General features: G+C 50.1%; 26 protein-coding genes. 14 read left to right on the top strand and 12 right to left on the bottom strand.

Features of this window, described 5'->3' with window-relative positions; genetic code table 11:
* The first annotated feature begins 10 nt into the window (after positions 1–10).
* Positions 11–616 (top strand): cohesin domain-containing protein, encoded by a 606-nt coding sequence (locus D0C16_RS18920; RefSeq protein ID WP_151033799.1) that lies wholly within the window; start codon positions 11–13, stop codon positions 614–616.
* 83 nt (positions 617–699) lie between these two features.
* Here the strand turns inward: D0C16_RS18920 and proB are convergent, their stop codons facing one another.
* The 6 genes from proB to D0C16_RS18890 form a co-directional block, all read right to left on the bottom strand.
* The gene (proB, locus tag D0C16_RS18915) at positions 700–1,824 is read right to left on the bottom strand and encodes a glutamate 5-kinase (RefSeq protein WP_151033798.1); all 1,125 of its coding nucleotides are present in this window, start codon (positions 1,822–1,824) and stop codon (positions 700–702) included.
* 128 nt (positions 1,825–1,952) lie between these two features.
* A complete protein-coding gene (gene cgtA / locus D0C16_RS18910; RefSeq protein ID WP_151033797.1) occupies positions 1,953–3,152 on the bottom strand; it encodes an Obg family GTPase CgtA in 1,200 nt (399 codons plus the stop codon).
* A gap of 314 nt (positions 3,153–3,466) precedes the next feature.
* The gene (rpmA, locus tag D0C16_RS18905; protein WP_151033796.1) at positions 3,467–3,727 is read right to left on the bottom strand and encodes a 50S ribosomal protein L27; all 261 of its coding nucleotides are present in this window, start codon (positions 3,725–3,727) and stop codon (positions 3,467–3,469) included.
* A 16-nt stretch (positions 3,728–3,743) separates the two neighbouring features.
* Entirely contained in the window at positions 3,744–4,061 is a 318-nt protein-coding gene (rplU, locus tag D0C16_RS18900; protein WP_039912424.1) for a 50S ribosomal protein L21, read from the bottom strand.
* Between the two features lie 140 nt (positions 4,062–4,201).
* On the bottom strand, positions 4,202–5,119 hold the full coding sequence (locus D0C16_RS18895; RefSeq protein WP_151033795.1) for an alpha/beta hydrolase: 918 nt from the start codon (positions 5,117–5,119) through the stop codon (positions 4,202–4,204).
* 91 nt (positions 5,120–5,210) lie between these two features.
* Entirely contained in the window at positions 5,211–5,576 is a 366-nt protein-coding gene (locus D0C16_RS18890) for a zinc ribbon-containing protein (protein WP_151033794.1), read from the bottom strand.
* A gap of 125 nt (positions 5,577–5,701) precedes the next feature.
* On the opposite strand from D0C16_RS18890, the gene leuS reads away from it, so the two are divergent.
* The 5 genes from leuS (at position 5,702) to axe2C (ending at position 11,955) form a co-directional block, all read left to right on the top strand.
* The gene (gene leuS, locus D0C16_RS18885) at positions 5,702–8,296 is read left to right on the top strand and encodes a leucine--tRNA ligase (RefSeq protein ID WP_151035013.1); all 2,595 of its coding nucleotides are present in this window, start codon (positions 5,702–5,704) and stop codon (positions 8,294–8,296) included.
* A gap of 56 nt (positions 8,297–8,352) precedes the next feature.
* The gene (gene lptE, locus D0C16_RS18880; protein WP_151033793.1) at positions 8,353–8,895 is read left to right on the top strand and encodes an LPS assembly lipoprotein LptE; all 543 of its coding nucleotides are present in this window, start codon (positions 8,353–8,355) and stop codon (positions 8,893–8,895) included.
* 1 nt (position 8,896) lies between these two features.
* Positions 8,897–9,946, top strand: a complete 1,050-nt coding sequence (gene holA / locus D0C16_RS18875; RefSeq protein WP_151033792.1) for a DNA polymerase III subunit delta — start codon at positions 8,897–8,899, stop codon at positions 9,944–9,946.
* 129 nt (positions 9,947–10,075) lie between these two features.
* Entirely contained in the window at positions 10,076–10,825 is a 750-nt protein-coding gene (locus D0C16_RS18870) for a GDSL-type esterase/lipase family protein (protein ID WP_225318760.1), read from the top strand.
* Between the two features lie 56 nt (positions 10,826–10,881).
* Positions 10,882–11,955 (top strand): bifunctional acetylxylan esterase/glucomannan deacetylase AxeC2, encoded by a 1,074-nt coding sequence (gene axe2C, locus D0C16_RS18865; RefSeq protein ID WP_151033791.1) that lies wholly within the window; start codon positions 10,882–10,884, stop codon positions 11,953–11,955.
* Between the two features lie 105 nt (positions 11,956–12,060).
* Here the strand turns inward: axe2C and D0C16_RS18860 are convergent, their stop codons facing one another.
* Positions 12,061–12,624 carry a DUF2214 domain-containing protein gene (locus D0C16_RS18860; RefSeq protein ID WP_151033790.1) on the bottom strand — a complete coding sequence of 188 codons (564 nt, stop codon included), beginning with the start codon at positions 12,622–12,624 and terminating at the stop codon, positions 12,061–12,063.
* Positions 12,625–12,828: 204 nt separating this feature from the next.
* On the opposite strand from D0C16_RS18860, the gene D0C16_RS18855 reads away from it, so the two are divergent.
* Positions 12,829–13,200, top strand: coding sequence for a hypothetical protein (locus tag D0C16_RS18855; protein WP_225318759.1), 372 nt, complete (start codon positions 12,829–12,831; stop codon positions 13,198–13,200).
* 96 nt (positions 13,201–13,296) lie between these two features.
* Positions 13,297–14,916, top strand: coding sequence for a glutamate--cysteine ligase (gshA, locus tag D0C16_RS18850; RefSeq protein WP_225318758.1), 1,620 nt, complete (start codon positions 13,297–13,299; stop codon positions 14,914–14,916).
* Between the two features lie 50 nt (positions 14,917–14,966).
* On the opposite strand, the gene D0C16_RS18845 is transcribed toward gshA, so the two are convergent.
* Positions 14,967–15,548 carry a flagellar basal body-associated FliL family protein gene (locus D0C16_RS18845; protein ID WP_225318757.1) on the bottom strand — a complete coding sequence of 194 codons (582 nt, stop codon included), beginning with the start codon at positions 15,546–15,548 and terminating at the stop codon, positions 14,967–14,969.
* 200 nt (positions 15,549–15,748) lie between these two features.
* Here D0C16_RS18845 and D0C16_RS18840 point away from each other — a divergent pair, with 200 nt between their 5' ends.
* Both D0C16_RS18840 and rsd read left to right on the top strand, forming a co-directional pair.
* Positions 15,749–16,261: a disulfide bond formation protein B gene (locus D0C16_RS18840; RefSeq protein WP_151033788.1), complete on the top strand. Its 513-nt coding sequence runs from the start codon at positions 15,749–15,751 to the stop codon at positions 16,259–16,261.
* Between the two features lie 124 nt (positions 16,262–16,385).
* Entirely contained in the window at positions 16,386–16,850 is a 465-nt protein-coding gene (rsd, locus tag D0C16_RS18835; RefSeq protein ID WP_151033787.1) for a sigma D regulator, read from the top strand.
* Positions 16,851–16,925: 75 nt separating this feature from the next.
* Here the strand turns inward: rsd and D0C16_RS18830 are convergent, their stop codons facing one another.
* Positions 16,926–17,672, bottom strand: a complete 747-nt coding sequence (locus tag D0C16_RS18830) for an FKBP-type peptidyl-prolyl cis-trans isomerase (protein ID WP_151033786.1) — start codon at positions 17,670–17,672, stop codon at positions 16,926–16,928.
* A 510-nt stretch (positions 17,673–18,182) separates the two neighbouring features.
* On the opposite strand from D0C16_RS18830, the gene D0C16_RS18825 reads away from it, so the two are divergent.
* Positions 18,183–19,064: a hypothetical protein gene (locus D0C16_RS18825; RefSeq protein WP_151033785.1), complete on the top strand. Its 882-nt coding sequence runs from the start codon at positions 18,183–18,185 to the stop codon at positions 19,062–19,064.
* A 190-nt stretch (positions 19,065–19,254) separates the two neighbouring features.
* Positions 19,255–19,491 carry a DUF2789 domain-containing protein gene (locus D0C16_RS18820; protein WP_151033784.1) on the top strand — a complete coding sequence of 79 codons (237 nt, stop codon included), beginning with the start codon at positions 19,255–19,257 and terminating at the stop codon, positions 19,489–19,491.
* 5 nt (positions 19,492–19,496) lie between these two features.
* On the opposite strand, the gene D0C16_RS18815 is transcribed toward D0C16_RS18820, so the two are convergent.
* Positions 19,497–19,988 carry a TIGR02444 family protein gene (locus tag D0C16_RS18815; RefSeq protein ID WP_191968550.1) on the bottom strand — a complete coding sequence of 164 codons (492 nt, stop codon included), beginning with the start codon at positions 19,986–19,988 and terminating at the stop codon, positions 19,497–19,499.
* Between the two features lie 49 nt (positions 19,989–20,037).
* Here D0C16_RS18815 and abc-f point away from each other — a divergent pair, with 49 nt between their 5' ends.
* The gene (abc-f, locus tag D0C16_RS18810; protein WP_151033782.1) at positions 20,038–21,954 is read left to right on the top strand and encodes a ribosomal protection-like ABC-F family protein; all 1,917 of its coding nucleotides are present in this window, start codon (positions 20,038–20,040) and stop codon (positions 21,952–21,954) included.
* Positions 21,955–22,004: 50 nt separating this feature from the next.
* Here the strand turns inward: abc-f and D0C16_RS18805 are convergent, their stop codons facing one another.
* Both D0C16_RS18805 and D0C16_RS18800 read right to left on the bottom strand, forming a co-directional pair.
* Positions 22,005–22,568 (bottom strand): hypothetical protein, encoded by a 564-nt coding sequence (locus D0C16_RS18805; protein ID WP_151033781.1) that lies wholly within the window; start codon positions 22,566–22,568, stop codon positions 22,005–22,007.
* 243 nt (positions 22,569–22,811) lie between these two features.
* Positions 22,812–23,462 (bottom strand): exopolysaccharide biosynthesis protein, encoded by a 651-nt coding sequence (locus D0C16_RS18800; RefSeq protein ID WP_225318756.1) that lies wholly within the window; start codon positions 23,460–23,462, stop codon positions 22,812–22,814.
* A gap of 113 nt (positions 23,463–23,575) precedes the next feature.
* On the opposite strand from D0C16_RS18800, the gene D0C16_RS18795 reads away from it, so the two are divergent.
* On the top strand, positions 23,576–24,730 hold the full coding sequence (locus tag D0C16_RS18795; protein WP_151033780.1) for a GNAT family N-acetyltransferase: 1,155 nt from the start codon (positions 23,576–23,578) through the stop codon (positions 24,728–24,730).
* The last annotated feature ends 5 nt before the right edge of the window (positions 24,731–24,735 follow it).

Genomic DNA, 24,735 nt, shown 5'->3' with positions numbered 1-24,735 from the left:
GGAGCAAAGCATGAAACATCTGAGAAAATTTTGGGTATCACTGGTGCTGTTATTTACCGTGGATGCCCATGCAATCAGTATTGATTTGGTTGCGGACCAAACCAGTGTTGCTACGGGCAACCTTGTGTCAGTAGCGGTAAATATCAGCGGTTTGAATGACATGTCTGCACCCGCATTGGGCGTGTATGATCTGGATGTCGTTTTCAATAACAGTTTATTCGCATTCAGCAACCTGATCTGGGGCGATAGCAGCAAAGGCAATCAACTGGATTTAACTGGCTTTGGCAGCGTGCAATCAAGCAACCTCAGCACCGGCTTGATCAACCTGTTCGAATTATCGGTTGATGACATTGCCAGCTTGAACAATGGGCAAGCAGGGGAATTTACGCTGTTTACTCTGGTGTTTAACGCAATTGCTATCGGCAACGGCAATTTTTCGCTGGGCGCGAACTCATTAGGTGATGCTGAAGGTGAATACCTGTCGCTCAACACCATCAACAACACCCAGGTTGCTGTCACCAACGTGACTGTTCCTGAACCCTCCAGCTGGCTATTAATGCTCGGCCTGGTTGCGGTAGTGATTCTACGTTCACGAATGGCGCAATCGTCGAAATAATAATTGCGCTGAGATAGACAATAAAAAGCCCGGTCATTGTCAATGACCGGGCTTTTTTCTATTGGCGAAATGAATACTAAAAATTAACTCAGCACTAAATTATCGCGATGAATTAATTCGTTATCATCCTGATAACCGAGAATCTCGACGATTTGACTGCTGGGTTTGCCGATAATTTTTTGTGCTTCCTCGGCGTGGTAATTTACCAGACCACGTGCAATTTCTTTACCTTGCAAATCGACACAAATCACCATGTCGCCGCGGGTAAAATCGCCGCGCACTTCTTTAACACCGACCGGCAATAAACTTTTGCCCTGCTCGCGTACTACGCGCACGGCACCGTCATCCAGCACCAAAGTGCCACGCGTTTGCAATTGCCCGGAAATCCAGCGCTTGCGCGCCGCTTGCGGTTGCTGATCGGCCCATAAAAAGGTGCCGATATTATCACCCGCTGCAATTCGCAGCAGTGCATTTTCAATACGACCACCCACAATCACAGTATCCGCACCTGAGCGAGCGGCAACGCGAGCGGCACGCACTTTGGTGATCATCCCCCCGCGCCCTAACGCACCGCCAGTGCCACCGGCCATTTGTTCGAGGCGGGTATCGTCAGCTGCAATTTCACTCAGCAATTGTGCGTTAGGATTGGAACGCGGGTCGCTGTCGTACATACCTTTTTGATCGGTAAGGATCACCAGCAAATCGGCTTCAATTAAATTGGCGACCAAAGCACCCAGGGTGTCGTTATCGCCAAAGCGAATTTCATCGGTCACTACCGTATCGTTCTCGTTAATAACCGGAACGACATTCAAGCTGACCAGTGTTTTTAAAGTAGAGCGTGCATTTAAATAGCGTTGACGCGAAGAGAGGTCATCGTGATCCAACAACACTTGTGCAGTAAGTAAACCGTAGCGCTGGAATTCCACTTCATAGGTTTGCACCAAACCCATTTGGCCAACCGCCGCCGCCGCTTGCAACTGATGAATTTCAGTGGGGCGTGATGCCCACCCCAACCGGCGCATTCCCGCCGCTACCGCCCCGGAAGAAACCAACACCAATTCAATGTCGCGCAAACGCAGCTCGGCCATTTGTTTTACCCAACCGGCAATTGCTTCAGCATCCAGCCCTTTGCCGTCGTTGGTTAAGAGTGCGCTACCTATTTTTACTACCCAGCGTTTCGCTTGGGGAATTATGTCTCTTTTGCTCATGAGAGAAATGCGCTCGGGAATATTCGTCAGTTATTAATGTAAAAAGCCCGGAGGGGATCCGGGCGTGAGGTTACACTATTTTGTAAGTGGCGCTAATCGCTTTTGCGATTCAGGCAATTCGACAATGATTAGTAATTCACGTAAATCACTTCAACGTCGTAATCGTCTTCGTTGAAGTTATCATCATCTTCACCGCGTGCACGACGCGCTTCACGCTGCGCCTGACGCAGCTCTTCAATGCGTTCACGCGCTTCTTGTGCCATTTGGTTTTGCAACTCCAGTTCACGCTCGCGCGCTTCGGGATTGGATTTTTCTTCTTCCCAGATTTCTTCCAACAAATCCATCGCCTTGCCCGCCAGCGGCATAGTACCTTCGCGATTCAATGCCGAAATACGGAACACCGGGCCAGTCCAACCCAGCTCATCCACCACTGCCTGGCAGCGCGCTTCCACTTCGTCGGGCGGCAACAAATCTATTTTATTCAACAATAACCAGCGCTCGCGCTTGGCCAGGGTCGGGCTAAATTTTTCCAGTTCGTTCGCAATCATCCGCACGTTTTCAGCGGGGCTGGATTCATCGACCGGGGCCATGTCCACCATGTGCATTAATACTCGGCAACGGGTTAAATGCTTGAGGAAACGCACCCCCAAGCCAGCGCCTTCTGCCGCACCTTCAATCACACCGGGGATATCGGCGATCACAAAGCTGCGATGCTGTTGCACTTTAACTACACCAAGATTCGGCACCAAGGTGGTAAACGGATAATCTGCCACTTTGGGTTTTGCGGAACTTACCGCGCGAATAAAGCTGGATTTACCCGCATTGGGCAAACCGAGCATACCCACATCGGCAAGTACTTTTAATTCGAGTTTCAGGTTGCGCATTTCACCTTCCGTTCCCGGAGAGGTTTTGCGCGGAGTGCGGTTGGTACTGGTTTTAAAACGAGTGTTACCCAAACCGTGGAAGCCACCTTGCGCGACTTTTAATTTTTGGCCGTGCTCTGTCAAATCGCCGAACACTTCTTCAGTATCGGTATCGATAACGGTAGTACCTACCGGCACCGGCAAAAATAAATCCGCACCTTTTGCGCCAGTACAATCCTTACTGCCACCTTTCTCGCCATTTTCAGCGCGATACTTGGGCACAAAGCGGTAATCGATTAGCGTATTCAGGTTTTCATCGGCAACCAGATACACACTGCCGCCGTCGCCGCCATCGCCACCGTCCGGGCCACCTTTGGAAATAAACTTTTCCCTCCGGAAGCTCATGAATCCGTTGCCGCCTTTACCGGCTTCGACATGAATTGGGGCTTCATCAACAAATTTCACAACAGACTCCAGAGGAAAAAAGAAAAACTAAAAAATAATCGCAAACTGCGAACAGGCTGCTCATCAGCCTGAATATCGTCGCTCCTGTGCATCCATGCCTCGCGACATACGACCGCCATGGATGGCGGAAGTGCAGGTTATGCAGGAGCAATCACCTGCCCGTTCTTCCTGAACATCGCCGCTCCTGTACATCCATGCACCCGCGGCATACCGTTCTTCCTAAACATAAAAAAGCCCTGACGTTTTCGACAGGGCTTTTTTATTGTTCTTCATTGCCTACTGCACGCAGCCGGCTGGTTATTCAGGGCGCAATATTAAACAGCAGGAATAATGCTGACGTATTGACGACCAAAAGCACCTTTGATTTCGAACTTAACAGTACCGTCCACTTTCGCGAACAGAGTGTGGTCTTTACCCAGACCTACGTTTGGACCAGCGTGGTATTTGGTACCACGTTGACGAACAATAATGCTGCCGCCAGAAATCAATTCACCGCCGTAAGCTTTAACACCAAGGCGTTTCGCTTCTGAATCGCGACCGTTACGGGAACTACCAACCCCTTTCTTGTGAGCCATTTTCTAAACTCCTCAATTAACCTTTGATTGCAGTGATTTTCACTTCAGTGAACCACTGACGGTGACCTTGACGCTTCATGTGGTGCTTACGACGACGGAACTTGATGATTTTCACTTTGTCCGCACGGCCGTGAGCAACTACTTCTGCAGTTACGGTAGCGCCATCTACAACAGGAGCGCCAATCTTGACGTCTGCACCGTTGGCAACCAGGTAAACTTTGTTGAATTCAACAACGCCACCGGTGGCGAAATCGATTTTTTCGAGTTTGAGGGTTTCGCCCACAACTACGCGATGCTGTTTACCACCGCTTTCAAAAATTGCGTATGCACTCATTATGGATGCTCCAAAACACTGGACGACGCGAAGTAGCCGGGCGACATGCCGATGGCGTTTGGGACTAGCGTCGTATACCCGCTTTTACAGGGGCGGCGATTGTATGCCAAGCGCCTGCCTGACTGCAAGCCAAATACTGTTTATTTTATGACCTGCAACCCTGCGAGCCACGCCTCCAACGCTTGCGGCCAATTGGACACACTGCCCTGGCCCTGAATCATCCCTACGCCATGAATGCTGGTTTGATAGATATGAAGTTCAGATTGCTTATTGTGCTTTTGCACTTCGGTAAAAAACGCCAAACTGTTGCCGACTGGCACCGCCTGGTCGCCAATGCCGTGCAGTATAAACACCGGCGGCACCTTGTCGGTGACCTGATACTGGAGGGAGTTTTCATGCAGCAGTTGTGGCTCCGGGTTTTCACCCAATAGTGCCTTGCGCGATCCAGCATGAGCATCAGGGCCGTAAAGGGCGATAACCGGGTAACCCAGTACCGCAAAATCCGGGCGCGCACTCACATCACCCAAAGGGTCATCGAGCAGATTGGTAAAGGTAAAACGCGTGCTGACACTGGCTGCCAAATGCCCGCCCGCCGAAAAGCCCACAACGCCAATTTTCGCCGGATCTATACCCCAGTCCGCCGCATTTTTGCGCACCAACCGCACGGCGCGCAGGCCATCCAATAATGGCGCGGGAAAGCCATATTCCTGCATGCGATACTTCACCACAAACGCCGCCACCCCACGCTCGGCAAACCATTTTGCGATGTCATAGCCCTCATGATTAATCGCCAAGCGGACGTAACCACCGCCGGGGAAAATCACCACTGCGGCGCCGTTGGCCTTAGCCTCGGTTGGCCAGAAAGGCGTCATGGAAGGATTATCTACCGCATACACACGCTGGTCTTTGATATGTTCACGGTCAGGTTCAATTAACGGCTTTTCCGCCCAAAGGTAAATAGGCTCGGCAGGTAATTCACTCACGGGTTCGGCAACTCCAAAAACGGGGACTAGCATAAATACTAAAGCGCCCAGGCGGGCGCGCAGGGATAAAGACATGGTTCTCTCACTGGATATAGTTATAGTTCAGGCACGAGAGAGCTTAACAAACTTATCGGATAATTGGGCTTTAACCGTTCAGCAAGCGCTGCTAATGCCGCATCTGCGATTCTTCATCACCCCACCAACGGTGCGCTTGCCAATCTACGCGGGTAGGGTCGGCTGCTGTCAGCAGCAACTGCCCGGTCGCCAGCTCCCAATTAAGAAACTCCTGTTTAAGGTCGCTCCAGAAATGGCCTGCATCTTCCTTTAAATATTCGCGCGCGAGCCGCACCTCATTTCCCACCATTTCCTCGGCAGTGAGTTCGAGCTTGACGAGGTCATCAACCTCATGGGCGAAACCTTCCTTCAATGTTCCAAGCGCGCCCGTCTCCTCCGGGCTGAAGGGTAGATCCATCTGGTGGGTGTGATAAGGATTATTTGGGGTTGGAGCTGTGGATCTATCGCCGGATTTCATAAAAACACCTCTCGCGGTTGCATCAAGATATTTATACCCACACAAGCGGCAGTGCCTCTATAATCACCGCCTTTCTCACATTTCACCTTCAGTATAGGCCGTACACGTCCATGCAAGAGCGCCCGATTCAAGAACAGTATAATCCCGCCGAAGTCGAAGCCGAGGCCCAGCAGTATTGGGAAGCCAATGACAGCTTCAAAGTGGTAGAAGACACCAGCAAAGAAAAGTTCTATTGCCTGGCGATGTTCCCCTACCCCAGCGGCAAATTGCACATGGGCCATGTGCGCAACTACACCATTACCGATGTGATCGCCCGCTACCAGCGCATGCAGGGTAAAAATGTACTGCATCCCATGGGTTGGGATGCCTTCGGCCTGCCAGCGGAAAATGCGGCGCTCAAGCACAATACCGCGCCCGCGAAGTGGACTTATTCCAATACCGACCACATGCGCAGCCAGTTAAAGCAGCTGGGCTTTGGTTTTGACTGGTCGCGCGAGCTGACCACCTGTACCCCGCAGTACTACAAGTGGGAGCAGTGGTTCTTTACCCGTTTGTATGAGAAAGGCTTGGTGTACAAGAAGATGTCCACCGTGAACTGGGACCCAATCGACCAGACGGTACTGGCTAACGAGCAGGTAATTGATGGTCGCGGCTGGCGCTCCGGCGCCCTGGTGGAGCGCAAAGAAATCCCCCAATGGTTTATTAAGATCACCGATTACGCCGAAGAGTTGTTGAACGATCTGGACCAGCTGCCCAATTGGCCAGAGCAAGTGAAAACCATGCAGCGCAACTGGATCGGCAAAAGCCGCGGCCTGGAAATGCGTTTTGATTTGCAATCGACAGTAGGCGAATTTACCGGTTTTGAGATCTACACCACTCGCCCCGACACCTTAATGGGCGTGACCTACGTAAGCCTTGCTGCTGAACATCCCATTTCCAAATTTTTAGCCGAGAGCAATCCAGCGCTCGCACAATTTATTGCCGACTGCAAAGTGCAATCCGTAGCGGAAGCCGATATGGCAACTATGGAAAAGAAAGGTATGGATACCGGCATTAAAGCACTGCACCCAATCACTGGCGAACCAGTTGCGGTATGGGTCGCCAACTATGTGCTGATGGATTACGGCTCAGGCGCGGTGATGGCCGTACCGGCACACGATCAACGCGATTACGAATTTGCGCAAAAATACAATCTCGCCATCACGCAAGTTATTGCGCCCGCTAATGGCGAAGCAATCGATTTAGCCAAAGCCGCTTTCACCGAAAAAGGCGTACTGGTTAACTCCGGGGAGTACGATGGCCTCGATTTTAATGCTGCATTTGATTCCATCGCCAGCACGCTGGAAATGGCGGAAAAAGGCCGTGTAAAAACCAATTACCGTTTGCGCGATTGGGGTGTATCCCGCCAGCGCTATTGGGGCGCACCTATCCCCATGTTTAATCTGCCGGAAGGCGGCGAGATTCCGGTGCCCGCGCACAAGCTTCCGGTTTTGCTGCCGGAAGATGTCGTGATGAACGGCGTGCAGTCACCGATCAAAGCCGACCTCGAGTGGAAAAAAGACGAGCTCGATGGCAAGTACGTTGAGCGCGAAACTGATACCTTCGATACGTTCATGGAATCCAGCTGGTACTACGCGCGCTACACCTGCCCGAACTTTACCGATGGCATGATCAACAAAGCGGCCGCTGATTATTGGTTGCCGGTGGATCAATACGTGGGCGGTATCGAACACGCGATTTTGCATTTGCTCTACTCGCGTTTCTTCCACAAATTAATGCGCGATGAAGGTCTCGTCAGCGGCGATGAACCCTTCGAACGCTTGCTCTGCCAGGGCATGGTGAATGCCGAATCTTTCTTCACCAAAAGCGAAGGCAAAGAAAACTGGATTGAACCGGAAAATGTTGTTATCGAACGCGATGACAAAGGCCGTTTTATTTCTGCCAAACATAAAGCAACCGGCGAAGCGGTGGAATTTGGTGGCGTGATTAAAATGTCCAAATCCAAAGCCAACGGCGTGGACCCGGAAAGTGTAATCAGCCAATACGGCGCCGATACCGTTCGCCTGTTCACCATGTTTGCCGCACCACCAGAGCAAAGTCTCGAGTGGAGCGACTCAGGTGTAGACGGCGCGAGCCGTTTCTTGCGCCGTTTGTGGAAAGCCGTTGAAGGCCACGTAAATGCTGGCACACCTGGCGCACTGGATGTTTCAGCATTGCCGCAAGCACAGAAAGATTTGCGCCGCAAAACGCACGAGACAATTCAAAAAGTGAGCGACGACTACGGCCGTCGCCAAACGTTTAATACTGCGATTGCCGCAACCATGGAATTGCTGAATGAAACCAGCAAGCTCGCTGACCGCGCCAATCCGCAAGGTTTAGCCGTTGAACGCGAAGCACTGGCAGCGGCGATTTTGTTGCTCGCCCCGATTGTTCCGCACATTACCCAGGCACTCTGGCAGGCTCTCGGTAATGACACTATTCCACTCAACGAAAGCTGGCCAACGCTGGATGAAAGCGCATTGGTGCGCTCAACGGTTGAGGTGGTTGTGCAAGTGAATGGCAAGTTGCGCGGCAAGCTGGATGTCGCCGTTGATGCACCCAAAGATCAGCTTGAACAGTTAGCGCTCGCACAGGAAAACGTCCAAAAGTTCCTGGAAGGCGTAACCGTGCGCAAAGTGATTGTTATTCCGAATAAATTGGTGAATATCGTCGCCAATTAAGTTGAAGCTTCTCCCGTTAAAACGGGAGAAGCTCACCGCTAAAGAATGAGATTGTTATGAAAAAAATTATCGCCAGTTTATTAATTCTTTCGCTCTCTGCTTGTGGCTGGCATTTGCGCGGCTCTACATCCGGCAGCGATAAACTGGCGATGACACAACCACTCAATCTGACCATCGAGAGCAGCGACAACCACAGCCAATTAGTGAACTCGTTGCGTCAGGCATTGCCCGGCTACAAAATTACCGAAGTCGAAAAAAACACCGCGCAAACACTGGTGCTGAATATCGGCAGCGAAACGCTGGATAAACGCACCGCCGGCGTAGGCAGCGATGCACTGACCAGCGCCTATGAAATTATATTGCGCGCGCCGTTCAGCATCAGCAGTGCCGGTAACCTAATCACGCCTAAAGATACTGCTGCGAGCATTACTCGTACCTACAACTACAACGTAAACAACGCCAACAGTGCCGCACAGGAAGAAGAGTTGGTCTTGCGCGAAATGCGCCGTGAACTCGCGCAGACGATTCTGCGCCGGGTAAAAAACCTCGCCGCCAAACAATCAACAACACCTGCATCATCCACGCAAACGGCCCAATAACATGCCCAAGCTGCGCGCTGAACAACTGGGTGCCGCACTCACCAAGCAATTGGTACCGATTTATTTGGTTTCCGGCGAAGAGCCGCTCTTGATTCAAGAGTGTTGCGACCAAATTCGCGCTGCCGCGCGCAAGCAAGGGTTTAGCGAGCGCGACCTCTATCATGCCGACACCAGTTTTGATTGGGGGCAATTGCTCGCCGCCGCCAACAGCCTGTCATTGTTTGCCGAGAAAAAAATTATCGAACTGCGTATGCCCTCCGGCAAGCCGGGCGATAAAGGCGGAAAAATTTTGCAAGAATACGCAGAATCTCCTGCACCGGATAATGTGTTGCTAATCGTTACCGATAAACTCGACAGCGCCACGCAAAAAAGCAAATGGTTTAAAGCCATTGAAGATGCTGGCCAACACATTCAAATCTGGCCAGTAACCATCGCCCAACTTCCGCGCTGGATAGGGCTGCGGTTGCAATCGACCGGTTTGCGCGCGGATGCCGACGCCATTGAATTATTGGTATCGCGTATTGAGGGCAACCTGCTCGCAGCCGCGCAAGAGATTGAAAAATTAAAACTGCTCGCGCACAACAATCATATCGATTATGAATTGATGGCATCAGTCGTTGCCGACAGCGCGCGCTATGATGTGTTCGGCCTCGCCGATAAAGCATTACATGGCGATGCGCGCGCCGCAGTAAAAACATTACAAGGTTTACGCAGCGAAGGCACGGAGCCCATCAATGTGCTCTGGGCTATTACTCGCGATATACGCACACTGATCCAGGTTTCGCAGGCCGTCGCCCAAGGCAAGCATTTTGATTGGGCGGCAAAGCAAGCCGGTGTGTGGGAAAAACGCCAGCCATTAATCCAGGCCGCACTGCGCCGTTTAAAACCCGCGCACTTGCAACAATTGTTGCGCAAAGCCAACGGGATAGACAAAGCGGTAAAAGGAATGCGCAACGCAGAACCCTGGGATGAATTACTGGATTTGGTGTTAAATATCGCCGGCGTACAAAGCTTGAATATGCAGAACGAGCGACTAAGCTTGAAGCACTAAAAATCAAACACGGTTTTTTAAAACAACAAGCGCAACCTTGATTGCGCACCAACAATAAACACACAGCAAGCATAGATTTTCTGTTGCCAGTTAATGGCAGCGTGTAACCCCACTACAGGAATAACAACTATGACTCTGCACCACAAAAAATTATTTTCTGTTTTTGCTTCATTTGGCATTGGCCTATTCTGTCAATCCACACTGGCCCTCTCACCGCTACCACCTTCAGGCATAGTTCCCACCAAACGCGCCGTAGATTACGAGTGGATGTCCATTAAGGCTTGGGAAAAGCAACATGCAGATGACACTGTAATTGCAGAATTTGAGCAGGTCGATGTGCTTTTTGTCGGCGACTCAATTACCGCCGGTTGGGATTGGCAAATCTGGCAAACCAATTTTGCCCCCTTAAAAGCAGCCAACTTTGGCATAGGTGGCGATAACACCGGCAACGTACTCTGGCGTTTGCAGCACGGCGCGGTTGGCAACCTGCAACCCAAATTAATTGTATTGCTGATTGGTGTAAATAATATTGGCGGATTGCAGGAATCGCCCGAGCAAGCAGGTGACGGCGTTACACGCGTTGTGCAACAACTTCAATTAGCCTGGCCCAACAGCAAAATTTTATTAAATGCTGTTTTTCCTTTTGAGCAGGATCCCAAATCCCCCAATCGCGACAAAGTGAAACAGCTGAATAAAATAATCGGCAAACTGGGCAATAACAAAACCATTTTCTTTAAAGATTACGGTCCGCTACTGTTGGAAAAAGACGGCAGCATTTCCCCCGAGATCATGAAAGACTTTTTGCACCCAACACCCAAAGGCTACCAAGTCTGGGCGAATGCCATGACCCCGGATATAACTGCACTCCTCAAGCCTTGATATTTTCCCGCAAGCGCACATCCAGTGCGCTTTTGCGTTATAGGAGAATGAAACACATGATTAAAAAATTATTTAACCTAACGCTCATGACAGTCACCCTGATCAACCTGAATGCCTGCACCACCTCGGCTCCCAAAAGTACGCACCTGTACGCGAGTGATAGCATGATCAGCCGCACCGGGCGCACGCATACCAACGCCGACCAGAGCCTGACTTTTGGCTTTCCCGGCGTAAGTTTTAGCACCGAAGTGGAAGGCTCGCAGCTGAGTGCCAGCATGCAGAGTAGTGGCGGCAACTCCTGGGTAGATATTATTGTCGATGGCGGTGCCCCCAAAGCAGTAAAGCTAGGGCCACAAGTACAGAGTATCGAACTATTTCACTTTCCTGCATCAGCCAGGCACAGCGTTGAAATTATTCATCGCTCGGAAAATTGGCATGGCAATGTGACCATTAAAGAATTTGTACTTACCGGAGAAGGTTTTTTCCCGTCCGCAAAATTACCCAAACGTAAAATGCTGGTACTGGGCGATTCCGTAACCTGTGGCGAAGCTATTGACCGCGTTGCTGGCGAACAAAAAAATACGCGCTGGTGGAATGCGCGTGAGTCCTACGGCATGCTCACTGCCAAAGCGCTTAACTCACAAGTAAATTTAGTGTGCTGGGGTGGGCGTGGGTTAATTCGCAGCTGGAATGGCAAAACGGATGAAGCTAACTTGCCGGATTTTTATGAATATGCGGTCGGTGACAACAACCCGGACTTCAAATGGGATCACAACCAATACCAGCCGGATTTAATTGTTAGCGCCGTTGGTACCAATGATTTCAGCACCGGCATTCCGGACCGCGAAACTTATGTAACTGCCTATGTAAAATTAATTAACAAGTTACTCGCTAACCACCCACAAGCGCACATTGCAATCACCGAGGGTGCAATTTTAAATGGCGAGAAAAAAGCCGCATTAATTGATTATATTCGCGAGGCCATTTCACGTGTAAACAACACTCGTGTGCACCAGGTTACCTCTACTAATTATCCTGGCGATACTCAGGATGCACATCCAACCAAAGCGCAGCACGCCGCTATGGCAAACGATTTAACACCGCAGTTAAAAGCGTTAATGGATTGGTAGGTTTGTAAGCCGACCATCCCGGTCGGCTATTAACATTACCCAGCGATCCTTGCGGAAACCTCGAACGGCAAAACATCGGAAATTAACGCGCCCCAGATGTTGTCATTAATGTGCAAGCAAACGGAATTCGTTGCGCAGTTCACGCCAAACTGCAAGTCCAACCGCCATTGCCACCGCCATTACCATCACGTAAATCGTCATCACGTAGGAGTAAGGTGCAACGTTGTTCCATGGACGCGCAATTCCCAAGTAACAGGAATACAACCAGGAAACCAGTGACACGACGGCGGTTACCAACACAAACAGTTGCTCCGTGCGGCCTGCCCCCAGAAAACCAACCGGCGACATCAACTTGGGAAAACTGTAGTAGTGCAAAATTAAACCATTAATAGTCAGTATGCTAACGACGGTAAATTTTCCCCACAACTTTTGGTTCATAAGGTACGCAGGGTTATCGAGATACCCAATGATCACTATCGCCAAACCTGAAACCCATAGCACAACAAGCGCCAAGGTCACGATACCGGCATTTTGATGAAGATTGGCTCGCGCTTCTGCGTCCATCGCGCGGCCCCGCCATTTGGCGAGTGCCAGGTCTTGCATAAGTAGTACGCCCACAGCCAGGCAGGCGGCGATTAAATGAATGTACACCAGGAAGGTTTTAAACATCGTCTGATTCCTCTATTGTTATTGTCAGGCGATACCATTATCGGTGCGGATAAACCCCCAATATTTGATGTAGAACAAATGAATAGCGCTAAGCGCTTGAAAAAACGCAGGCCCTGTCGTCGCAAATCACAATCTGTGCCCCTTGAAGTTTACCGGTAAAACCCCACATCCGCGGTTTATCGAGTGAACGCACCAGGAGTAGTCATGAGCGAGCTCTTTATTCTGCAAAATCAGGAAAAGCTGTTTTTAGGTAAACAAAACAATTGGCTGGATGGTCGCGACCTGGGAGCACTATTTAAAACGGCGCATAAAGATGAAGCTATAAACCAAATGTTTGAAGCCAGCTCCAAAGACTATCGCCAGCGTATTAAGGTAATTAGCTGTACTGCGAACGAAAAAGGTCTGCCACAGATTGATCCGGAACTCATGCCGGAACCCCTACCCAAAGTAGGCAAGGATCTGTTAGATCAGCTACCACCAACAACAGACGCGTTGGCCGTCGCCGAGTTTGCACCGGAAGACAGCCCCGCTGATATCGAGCGTGCGTCTGCCGCGAGCGATGTTCCGCTGGCATAAATCTCTCCAGCTCATCTAGACTGACTCAACTACTTCCCGCGCCGGTGCGCAACCACCGGCCTATCCAAATGCTCTCTGAGCAAAAAGGAAACTGACGTGTCTGCACCTCAAGGCCTATCACAGGATCTACTGGCAGCATTTGCTACTGCCGACAACAACGCCAGCCTGCGCGGTATTTTACGTGGCCTGGAAAAAGAAAGCCTGCGCGTAACTCCTACCGGGACCCTGGCGCAAACCGATCACCCGGAAGCATTGGGTTCAGCACTGACACATCCGCACATCACGACAGATTACAGCGAAGCACTGCTCGAATTTATTACCGAGCCTTTTGCTGATGTAGAACCGCTGCTGAAGCAGCTGGATAATATTCATCGTTATACCTACTCCCAACTTGCCCCCAATCACGAGCGCCTCTGGCCAGCCAGTATGCCGTGCACCCTGGGGTCCGATAATGAGATTCCTGTTGCGCGTTACGGCAGCTCCAACAGCGGCACAATGAAAACCATTTATCGCATTGGCCTTGGGCATCGCTATGGCCGCGCGATGCAAACCATCGCCGGCATTCACTACAACTTCAGTTTGCCCGATGAGTTTTGGTCGCTATTACAGGCACAGTCGCAAACCGGCAATCAACAATCGTTGCAGGATTTTAAAACCGAGCGCTATTTTGGTTTGATCCGTAATTTCCGCCGCAATTTTTGGCTGTTGATTTATCTGTTCGGTGCGTCGCCGGCGGTTTGTTCCTGCTTTGTTAAAAATCGCAATCACCAGTTACAGCCGTTCCCGTTTGCGGAGCAAACCCACTATTTGCCCTTTGCCACGTCGCTGCGCATGGGTGACCTTGGCTACCAAAGTGATGCGCAAAAAAGTCTGGTAGTGAATTACAACAACCTGAGTGACTATTTAAAAACGCTCTGCGGCGCCATCACCCAAAGTCATCCCGCCTACGAACACCTAGGCGTGAAAGATAGCGACGGCAACTATCAGCAGCTCAACACGAGTTTGCTGCAAATTGAAAATGAGTTTTACTCCAGCATTCGCCCCAAACGCACGACCGAACGCGGTGAAACAGCATTGCAAGCGCTGCGGTTGCGCGGCGTAGAATATGTAGAAGTGCGCTGTGTCGATTTAAATCCCTACGAACCGCTGGGGATTACCAGTGAGCAAATGCAGGTAATGGATGCGTTTTTACTCTACTGCTTATTGAGCGATAGCCCGCAAACCGATGCGCGCGAATTTTACCAAGGGCAGGAAAACCAAAAGCGGATTGTGAATCAGGGGCGCGAGCCCAATTTGGAACTATTGCGCGGCGATGACTCGATTACCATGCGTAGCTGGGCCCAAGAAATTATTGCCGGTAGCCTGGCATGCGCCGCACTGCTGGACCAAGCCAAAACCGGAAACCAGTATCAACAATCTGTACAACAACAGCTCGCCAAACTTGAAAACCCCGCGTTAACTCCCTCTGCGCGCGTACTGCGTGATATGCAGGAAAAGCAGCAAAGTTTTTACGCACATACACTACAACTGGCGGAGCAACACCGCGCCTGGTTTGCCACGCGGCCGCTGGATGAAAAAGGCTACGCCGAATTCGCTGCGATGGGTGAAAAATCTCTACAAGAACAGGCCGCGCTGGAGCAGCGACAACAAGTTTCATTCGATGGATATCTGGAAAATTATTACGCGCAATATCGCGGGTGCAGTTGCGGGCAATAATTAAATAGATGGGCAAGAAACAGGCACCGAAAAACGGTGCCCACGTGCGGTTACTTTTGTACTACAAAATTATTGAAAAATAAGTCAGAAGCTGGCCCCTTGACTGGTATTACATCAGCAGCAGATGGCAGCACCACTTCCCCGTGCTCAGGTTCGCCCGCCGCAGATTTGCCCGCGTGCTTATCGTCAGCATCTGCATGTTTTTTTCCTTTATCTTTCGCGTGATCTTTACCGTGATCTGCATCAGCGTCATGGTCCTCGGCATGATGATCGTGACCCTCCACTTTCAGCAGCGCTTTATTAATCTCAGCCAGCGCATACACCCGTAAATATTCTTTACCCTCCGCGGTACTGATAACTTCTTCGGTTTGCGCACTAAGAATGCTAACCAAGCGATCGCGAATCAGCGGCAGGTGATGCATTACTTCTGTAGCATCGGCGGCATTTTCCGCGCGCAGTGATAATTCTGCTTTTATATAGCGCACTTTGCCCGGGCCGCCGTAGTTCACAATTAACGGTGGACTAATCGCAATATAATTAACCCCTTCCGCCGGCGCGTTACCGCCCCCTGAGGCAAGGGCACCGGAAGCCCCCAGGCTCAGCCCCAATATCGCCAACCATTTTTTCTTCATACCCATTCCTCACCCATGAAACTTGCGCCGCTTTTGAGGCTCCAAACGAGCGGAAACTCGCCCACCAAGCATAGCCTATCAGCCGCTCAGCGCCCGGGCTTTCCGCAAAATGCTGGCCCAGTTGCTGCGGAATTGCTTACCATAGGTAAGCATCACTGAAACTCTCATTAACAACACTATAAGCCCAATAAGGATCGCACATGTTTTCCGCCCTTCACCAAATTAATAGCCGCCAACTCAACTTGCTTATTTTTGTCGCCTGCACTGCGATGATGCTCGCCGCTGCGTATATGGAACATGTGCTTAAAATGATTCCCTGCTCACTGTGCATAACCCAGCGCGGCTTTGTGGTGCTAACCGGGGTACTTGGGCTGGTAGCCGCTATTCATAACCCGGCAACAACAGGTCGCCGCGCCTACGCACTACTCGGCATTATCAGCCCTATCCTCGGCGCCTGCTTCGCTGGTCGCCAGTTGTGGCTGCAAAGCTTGCCGGAGGATCAGGTTCCAGCATGCGGCCCGGGGCTTTCGTATATTTTTGAAGTGTTCCCCTTTATGGAAGCGCTCAAACTGCTGCTGCAAGGTGATGGCAACTGCGCCCATGTCGATAAAATCTTTGGTCTGAGCTTGGCAGCATGGACCCTGATTGCCTTTATCGGCCTCGCCCTGGTGAACCTGTTTCAATTGGTGCGCAAGGACAACAAACTCGCCTGATTGGCTTGCCCTGTGTGAGCAGATGGCCTATTGTGGACGGCTCATAACGAGCCGGGGCCATCATAAGCTCCGCAAGCGCGACTCCTGTTTGAAGTCATAGGTTGAAGAATCATAGGAACATCTGATGTTAGAGAATTGCAAAACTGCCAAAGAGCGCTGGGGTGGCGTCAGCGAAATTATCGATCGCTGGCTGGAAGAGCGTCAGGAAATGCTGGTGCAATACTGTGCACTGAGTGGTTTGAGTGAAGACTTGAGTGATGTCCAGCGCGGTGAAAAATTGCGCAGCTTTTGCCAAATTCTGGTGGATTATGTTTCTGCGGGCCACTTCGAGGTTTATGATCAACTGATTAAAGAGGGCCGTGAGTTCGACGATGCAGATGCCTTGCAGGAAGCCAGCAAGCTCTATGATGTAGTTGATAAAACCACAGAGAAATTGCTGGATTTTAACGATAAGTATCTGGAGACCGATGACCTTACGGCCCTCACGCCAGACCTTTCGCAATTGGGCGAAGCGCTGGAAATTCGCTTTAGCGCTGAAGATCGACTGATTGCTGTGCTGCACACTGCCCATAAGGATTTGGTTAGCTAATCAGCCTCAAGCACAAACTTGCAGCAATAAAAAAACCCGCACACTGGCGGGTTTTTTTATTGCCTGAAAACAGGCTTATTTTTTCGCTTCTTCAGCAGCTGCTTCAGGCGCTTTAATTTCCAGCAATTCAACTTCGAAAATCAGAGTTGATGAAGGTGGAATTGGACCTTGACCGCCAGCACCATAGGCCAAGTCAGATGGAATAACGATTTCCCACTTGGAGCCTTGTGGCATCAATTGCAGAGCTTCAGTCCAACCAGCAATTACGCCGTCCAGAGGGAAAGAAACCGGGCCACCGTTTTTAGCGGAACTGTCAAACTCGGTGCCATCAATCAACTTACCGGTATAGTTCACGGTAACAGTGTCAGTTGCTTTTGGCTTGGCGCCTTTACCTTCGGTAATTACTTTATACTGCAGGCCGCTGGCAGTCGCCGTTACGCCTTCTTTAACTTTGTTTTCTTCCAGGTATTTTTGACCAGCAGCTACGTTAGCTTCGCTTTGTTTCTTTTGCTCTTCTTCTTGCTTGGCCATGGCTTTGGTTTGCACTTCTTGCATGATCTTTTGCATGTCTTCCTGGCTGATGCGCGACTCTTTGCCATCGCGAACATCGGTCAACGCCAACGCCAAAGACTCAGGCTCAATTGCCAAACCGCCGTTTTGCAGGTTTTTAGCCAGGTTTTGACCAATGATGTAGTTGGCTTTTTGCTCCAGGGTGGCCAGCTTGGCGCTGTCATCAACCGGCTTAACTTCTTCCTTTTTGCAGCCGATCAGGCCAGCAGTAGCAGCCATCAGGCCAACAACCAGTAAGCGTTTAGTAAACATAAGTCACCTTAATCTGTAATCTTTTAATGATTGGTTTGTAATGATTGTGAACGCGCGATGCGTCTGTTCCTAGCCGACACCTTCACAGCGCCAGAGCAGGCGGCAATGGTATACCAACTTCGGGCAAATGTGCGCGTTTTTGGCGGCAATCTAATCTCAAGCCCCGGAAGTGTGGGCTGTTGCCCATTTGCACGATTCACGCGTAAATGCTGGCGATTGCTTATTAGTGCCTCCTTGCGCTCCAAATTCAGGCGCTTATGACCCCAATACTGGAATAAAAGTTCAACATCCAGCGGATCAGTACAGCGGGCATAAAGCAAACAGCAGCTGGATAGAAATATTGTTATTTAAATACCGGATTGCTTGCCCGCAGGAATACACTTTTTGATAAGGCACAGCTACAATTCGCCCGAAATGTATTCCGCTTAGTTCCGGCATTCTTTTTTATTTTCCGACGCATATTAATTTCTGACGCGCTCCTCTAACGCACTTATTGAACAGGTACTTTTTATGGCTGCCTCCAAAACCCCAAAAAATTCTGTTGCTGATCTGGAACAGCAAATTGCCAAGGTCACCGCTGCACTGGAAAAAGCGCGTGGTCAAGAACTGGCTACTGCGAAAAAAACGGTCGCTGCAGAGCAAAAAAATGTCGCTGCAACTGAGAAAAAGCTAGCGGCACTGTCAGCCAAAGACGCCGGCAAAGCCAAGTCCCAAATCGCACAATTAAAGAAAGACTTGAGTGTACAAAGTAAAAAGTTAGCGGATGCGCAAGCACAAGTAGACGCTTTCACTGCACAAGTGAGCGCTGCCGCTGAAGTAGCCAAGCTGTTGGCTGAAGCAGCCAACAGCAAACCCGGCAAAGCAAAAAAATCAGCAACCAAGAAGACCTCCCCAGAAAAAGTATCAAATGAGAAAAAAGCGGCTAGCGAAAAACCAGTCAAGAAAGAAAAAGCCGAAAAGAAAGCTGGATCAGTTAAAACTAAAAAAACAAAAAAGACTGCTACAGTTGAAGCACCTCAAGCCGCCGCAGAAGTGAAAGCCAAACCAGTCAAGGTGGCGAAGCCCAAAGTGGCAAAAGCTAAACCAGTAGTAACCGCTGCGGAAGCTCCCATTGCTGCAGAAGCAGAAGCCAAACCAGTCGCTGAGAAAAAGGTTGCGAAAAAGCCAGCTGTTAAACGAGCGCCGAAAAAAGCAGCGCCTGCGCCAATAGAGGCAGCGCCGGCAGCACCGATAGAAGCGCCTGAGGTAGAGGCGTCCGTAGTTGCAGCACCGGCAGAAGCCGTTGTGGTCGACGCTCCCGTGGTGGAAGCTCCTGTAGAAGTTGTAGAAGCCGCACCAGCACCTGTTACCGAAACTCTGCCCTTTGATGATGATCAAGGCGCATTAAGTTAAGCGAACACTCCATGAGAGTCATTCAAGGCTCTCTAACCACCCAATAAAAAAGCGAGCCTTAAACAGCTCGCTTTTTTATTGGGTGTTTTGCTGCTTTAAGCATTTTTTATAAGAAGAAAAAATTGCAATCTTCAGAGTGCTGATTCAGGCATACTTCTATAACCCCTCATCGCACAACGAGGCGTATACCATGCATACAGCTACCCCTAACATGCCCGAACTCTTCGCTCAGTTGGGCTTGGATAACAGCAATCTAGCCATTGCGCGCTTTATCCAGTTTCATTATCTGCCGCCGCAAACAGCCATAGTGCAGGCTCCCTTCTGGTCTAGCTCACAGCGACGCTTTCTGGATGAATGTCTGGAGCAAGATTCGGAGTGGTGTGAGCTGGTGGATCAATTGGATTCGCGGCTGCGGCGTCATCACTAGCGTTATCAGTTAATGATCAATTCCAGCAGTGCATCGATAAGAGCTTCACTGCATGGCAAAGTGCGCAAATACACGCGCAGGTTGTTTGCCATTACCGATGCATTGTCGGGTGCACTTTGCTCAAGGCGTCCGGAAACGGATTCCAATAACTGCTGTAAATGCTTTTCGGCAAGTAGCTCCGCTTGCTTTATCTGGGTACGCACTGCCTCTATCGAATTGTCCTCAGTGCCGAATTCAACTTTGAGGCGGCGCCGTAACTGGCGCAGAGGCAGTATGTAATGCTGATCCCAAGCGTGAACTTTCCGCTGCGCCTGCGCTAAATGCGCGGCATCCAGTAATTGCCCACGAAAGCCAAGCCACAACGTCCAAAACACAATATTTACGTTGGCCCCGTGCTCATCCTGCAAGCGTAAACACAGGTCGCTAACGCCCTGGCGAGCATAGTGATGCAGGGAAAACGCCCATAGGTCACAGTTGGGAAGGAGGGGTGAAGACATACAAATTCCGCTGGCAGGATCTTGCTCCAAGTCTGCTAGAATGCGCGCCATGATTCAATTACAGAATGTCTCCGTCCAGCGCGGTGCCAAATTTTTATTGGACTCCGCCGAACTTACTATTTATCCGGGCCAGAAAGTCGGTTTAATCGGCGCCAATGGCTGCGGCAAATCCACCTTGTTCCAGTTATTGCTGGGTAGCCTGCACAGTGATACAGGCTCAGTCGACATCCCCAAAAACTGGCGCATAGCCCACATGGCGCAGGAGGTTGGGCACACCAATCGCAGTGCGCTGGATTATGTGCTGGATGGCGACAGCGAACTGCGTCGCCTGGAGCAGGAAATCGAACTGGCCAATAGCAAGGGCGACGGTGAAAAACTCGCGCATTTGTATAGCGAGATGGAAAATATCCACGCCTACACCGCGCCGTCACGCGCACAACAATTGTTAAATGGATTAGGATTTTCCGCCGGCGACGATCAGCGCCCGGTGACGGATTTTTCCGGCGGTTGGCGCATCCGCCTCAACCTTGCGCAGGCACTTATGTGCCCGTCAGATCTGCTACTACTCGACGAACCGACCAACCACCTGGATCTGGACGCGACCCTCTGGCTGGAGGAATGGTTAAAGCGTTACCCGGGCACGCTGATTATCATCTCGCACGACCGCGATTTTCTCGACAATATTGTCGATAGGATCGTCAGTATTGAGCAGCAAAAACTGGAAAATTATTCCGGCAACTATTCTGCCTACGAGCGCCAGCGCGCTGAAAAATTGGCGCAACAACAAGTAACTTACGAAAAACAACAAGCGCGTATTGCGCACGTCGAAAACTATATTCGCCGCTTCCGCGCGCAAGCAACCAAAGCGCGTCAGGCCCAGAGCCGCATTAAAGAGTTGGAGCGCATGGAAAAAATTGCGCCCGCGCACATAGATTCGCCCTTCACATTTACCTTTAGCTGTCATGACAAGATGTCTACTCCGCTGGTGCATATCGCACGCGGCGAAATTGGCTATCCAGGCAAAAGCGTATTAAAAAATGTCGAATTGGCGATTCGCGCCGAAACGCGTATTGGCTTGCTCGGGCCCAATGGTGCGGGTAAATCCAGCCTGGTAAAAACCCTTGCCGGCAGCTTGCCGCTATTAGCAGGTGATCGCACTAACGGCGAACACTTTAAACTGGGCTATTTTGCGCAGCATCAACTCGAATCGCTCGATATGAATGCATCGCCTGCCCTCCATGTGCAGCGCTTGTCCCCTAGCGCACGCGAGCAGGAAATTCGTGATTTCCTCGGCAGTTTTGATTTTCACGGCGACCGCGCCTTTGAACCTATTACGCATTTTTCCGGCGGTGAAAAAGCACGTTTGGCACTGGCATTAATTGCGTGGGAAAAACCCAACGTCCTCTTACTCGACGAACCCACCAACCATCTGGATCTGGAAATGCGCCATGCATTGACCATGGCACTGCAAGAGTTCGAAGGCGCAGTGATTGTCGTTTCGCATGATCGCCATTTGCTGCGCAATACCGTCAATGAATTTTTGCTAGTGGCAGATGGAAAGGTCGAAGAATTTGATGGTGATCTGGAAGACTATTACAAATGGTTGTTGCAACAGCGACAACAAGCGGCGGCACAAGAAAAACAAGCGGCCGTATTGGAAAAGTCGGCCAATAGCGACGGCGACAAACTGGATAAAAAAGCCCAGCGCCAACAATCTGCCGCGCAGCGCGCGCAATTAAAACCACTCACCAATAAATTAAAATCACTTGAAAGCCAAATGGAAAAACTCCAGGCTCGCTTGGCAGACGTTGAAAACCAATTAGGTGATAGCGATATTTACGACGAAAAAAATAAAAACAAATTGCGTGATTTATTGGCGGAGCAAAGCAAGCTGCAAACGCAACTGGAAGAAACAGAAGAGAATTGGTTACAGGTTAGCGAAGAACTGGAAGCGGCCAATCAATAAAAAGTGGAAACAAAAAAGCCAGCAGTCGCTGGCTTTTTTGTAACGCGGTTTTAGAAATTCATTCGTACGCCCAACGCAATTTCAGAGGCTTCAGAACCAATACCTACGTCACCGGTTACCGAAAATTGTGACGAGAACCAATAAGCCAAACCGCCACCCAATACGGTATTCCCATCGTGCGCAGTATGATGAGAAAGCTCTACTTTGGCTTCAACATTGTTATTGATAAAGCCACGAACGCCTCCTGCAACCACCAGCCCTGAATCACTTTCGCCGTGATCCACTGAAACATTTTCAAAACTCAGTGCGCCGTACATACTCGAATCAGCCCCAAACAAAGCGTGATAGCCAATACCAGCGCTGATCGTTTGGGAACCGCAGCGGCCACCACTCACATCACTGAGCGACCCCAGTGCAAAGAAGTCATCGTTTAATTCCAGACTGCCACTTAAACGCAAACCATCCTGGTTACAATCGTAATTGTCCACATCCTGATCAACAAATTGCAATGCTGCATAGTTATAGCTAATGCCAGGCGCAGCCATTGTGCCTGCACTGAAAGTTAATCCGGCAGCTGCAAGTAACAAGCTGATTTTTTTGAAAGAATTGGTCATGATTTTATCTCCAGTAAGGTCTTCCAGCGGAATACTAGTTTTGTTGAATGAATAGATCCTGAACACAGGATCGCGGAAGAATGAGTGCGCGCATTATCAGACTAAGTTGGGATTTGATGAGTGCGTTAGTTCTCGAATACAAGCAGGGTTATTTCAATTTTTGTGGAATTTTTTGATGCACGCCGTAAGCCTTGGCGCTCAGTTTTCAATTAATAAAATGGGTATTGGTTGTAAAAAAATGAACTAGACCAGTTTATCCAGCATCGCCACTACTGTTTGCACGGCAATCCATACCAGCCCGCTGAGAAAAAACCAAGCCGCAATACCAATGCCTATTCCAACCAATACACAAACACCATCGCTTTCTATGAGACCTAGCGCGATAAATAAAATCCCCAGCGCAGGGAGCAAGTTCCCCAGAGGAATAGGTAAAGCCAGTAGGAATGCCAACAGCACGCAAAATGCACCCAACCATCGCTCGGCATTACTCTGGGTTAGAAAGGTGATGCGCGGCTTCATCAGCTTTTCAATTCGCTGCAGCCAGGGAATGACTTTCCGGATTAATGCCTGAAAACTGACAGTAGGGAGCGAACTATCCGCTATCCAGCGAGGCAGATACACTTTTTTCTGCCCGAGCGCCATCTGCACCGCCACAAATAACATCGGCAACCCCGTGATGGTAGACACGCCGGGAATTCCGATGATAGGAAGTGAATTTGGTAGGGCGAAGATCAGTAGAATAAACCCGAAGGAGCGCTGCCCAAGGGACTCAGTAATATCGCGTACGCGCACGCGCTCATTGCTGAAATTTTCAGCAAAGCTCAATAACAGGGTGGATAAGCTGACGCTGGCATGACGCTGGGTCGTTTCGCCGGTCTGGTGTTCGGAAGGCATTAAGCAACCAAAAGTAATCGAAGTAGCGTGATTTTACTGTAGTCACAATTACAAAGACTAGCGTAGTGCTACTCAGTTGCGTAACTTTACGCAAATGTGATGCAAACGGGAAAATGATTGTGCAGATTCGTTTTATTGACTCTATTCACCAGCTAAAAGCGCAAGACTGGAACCAACTGTGTGACGATGGCTACCCATTTTGCCGCTTTGAATTTCTGGCCGCACTTGAGGACTGCGGATGCACAACGACCGCATCTGGCTGGAAAGTCGCCCATGCGCTAGTGTATGAGCAAGGGCAGCTCATCGCCGCGCTACCTGGCTATGTGAAAACCCACTCCTACGGTGAGTATGTATTTGATTGGGCGTGGGCCGATGCCTATAACCGCTATGGTTTTAGTTATTACCCCAAGTGGATCAATGCCATTCCTTTTACGCCTTGCTCAGGCCCCCGACTGTTAACCCGCGGAAAAATAACCGAAGCTTTAATCGATGCTCTGAGTCACGCACTGAGCCAATTCTGCACATCCCATAGTTATTCAGGTTGGCACTGCCTATTTCCCTCCGCCGATCTTAGTGAGTTATGGACAACGACGGGCGCCGCGCAGCGGGTCGGCTGCCAATTCCATTGGATTAATCATAGTTACGCGAGCTTCGATGATTTTCTCACACGTATGGCATCGCGCAAACGCAAAAATATTGTGAAAGAACGCCAACACGTCAGAGCACAAGGAATTAGTTTCAACGTGAAAGAAGCAGCACAAATAACGGCTGCCGATATGGAGCTATTTTATGCACTCTATCGCAACACTTATTTAAAACGCAGCGGGCACAGCGGTTATTTGTCGCAAGATTTTTTCCTGCGCCTGGTAGAAACCTTCAGTGAATGTTTGGTTTTGGTTTGCGCTGTCGTGCAACGCGCAGAGCATGATCCAGTTATCGCTGCTGCACTTTTCTTTCGCGACCAGCAAACTCTTTATGGTCGCTACTGGGGCTGTTTTGAGGAATACCAATTCCTCCATTTTGAAACCTGCTACTACCAAGGCATTGACTATGCCATCGCTAATCACCTGCGGCGCTTTGATGGAGGCGCTCAAGGTGAGCATAAAATCGCACGCGGATTTGAACCAACAATGACCTTTTCCAATCATTACTTACAAGCAGAAGAATTTCGCCCAGCGATTACTAACTTTTTACAACAAGAAGCGAGGCAAATTCAGCAGTACATAGTAGACGCGCGGGAGCTATTGCCATTTAAACGGGAGCACTAGCTTTT

It is taken from the genome of Cellvibrio sp. KY-GH-1 (assembly GCF_008806975.1).
GTDB lineage: Bacteria > Pseudomonadota > Gammaproteobacteria > Pseudomonadales > Cellvibrionaceae > Cellvibrio.
Note: the sequence above shows the minus strand (reverse complement) of the source record. Positions and strands in the feature narration are given on the sequence as shown.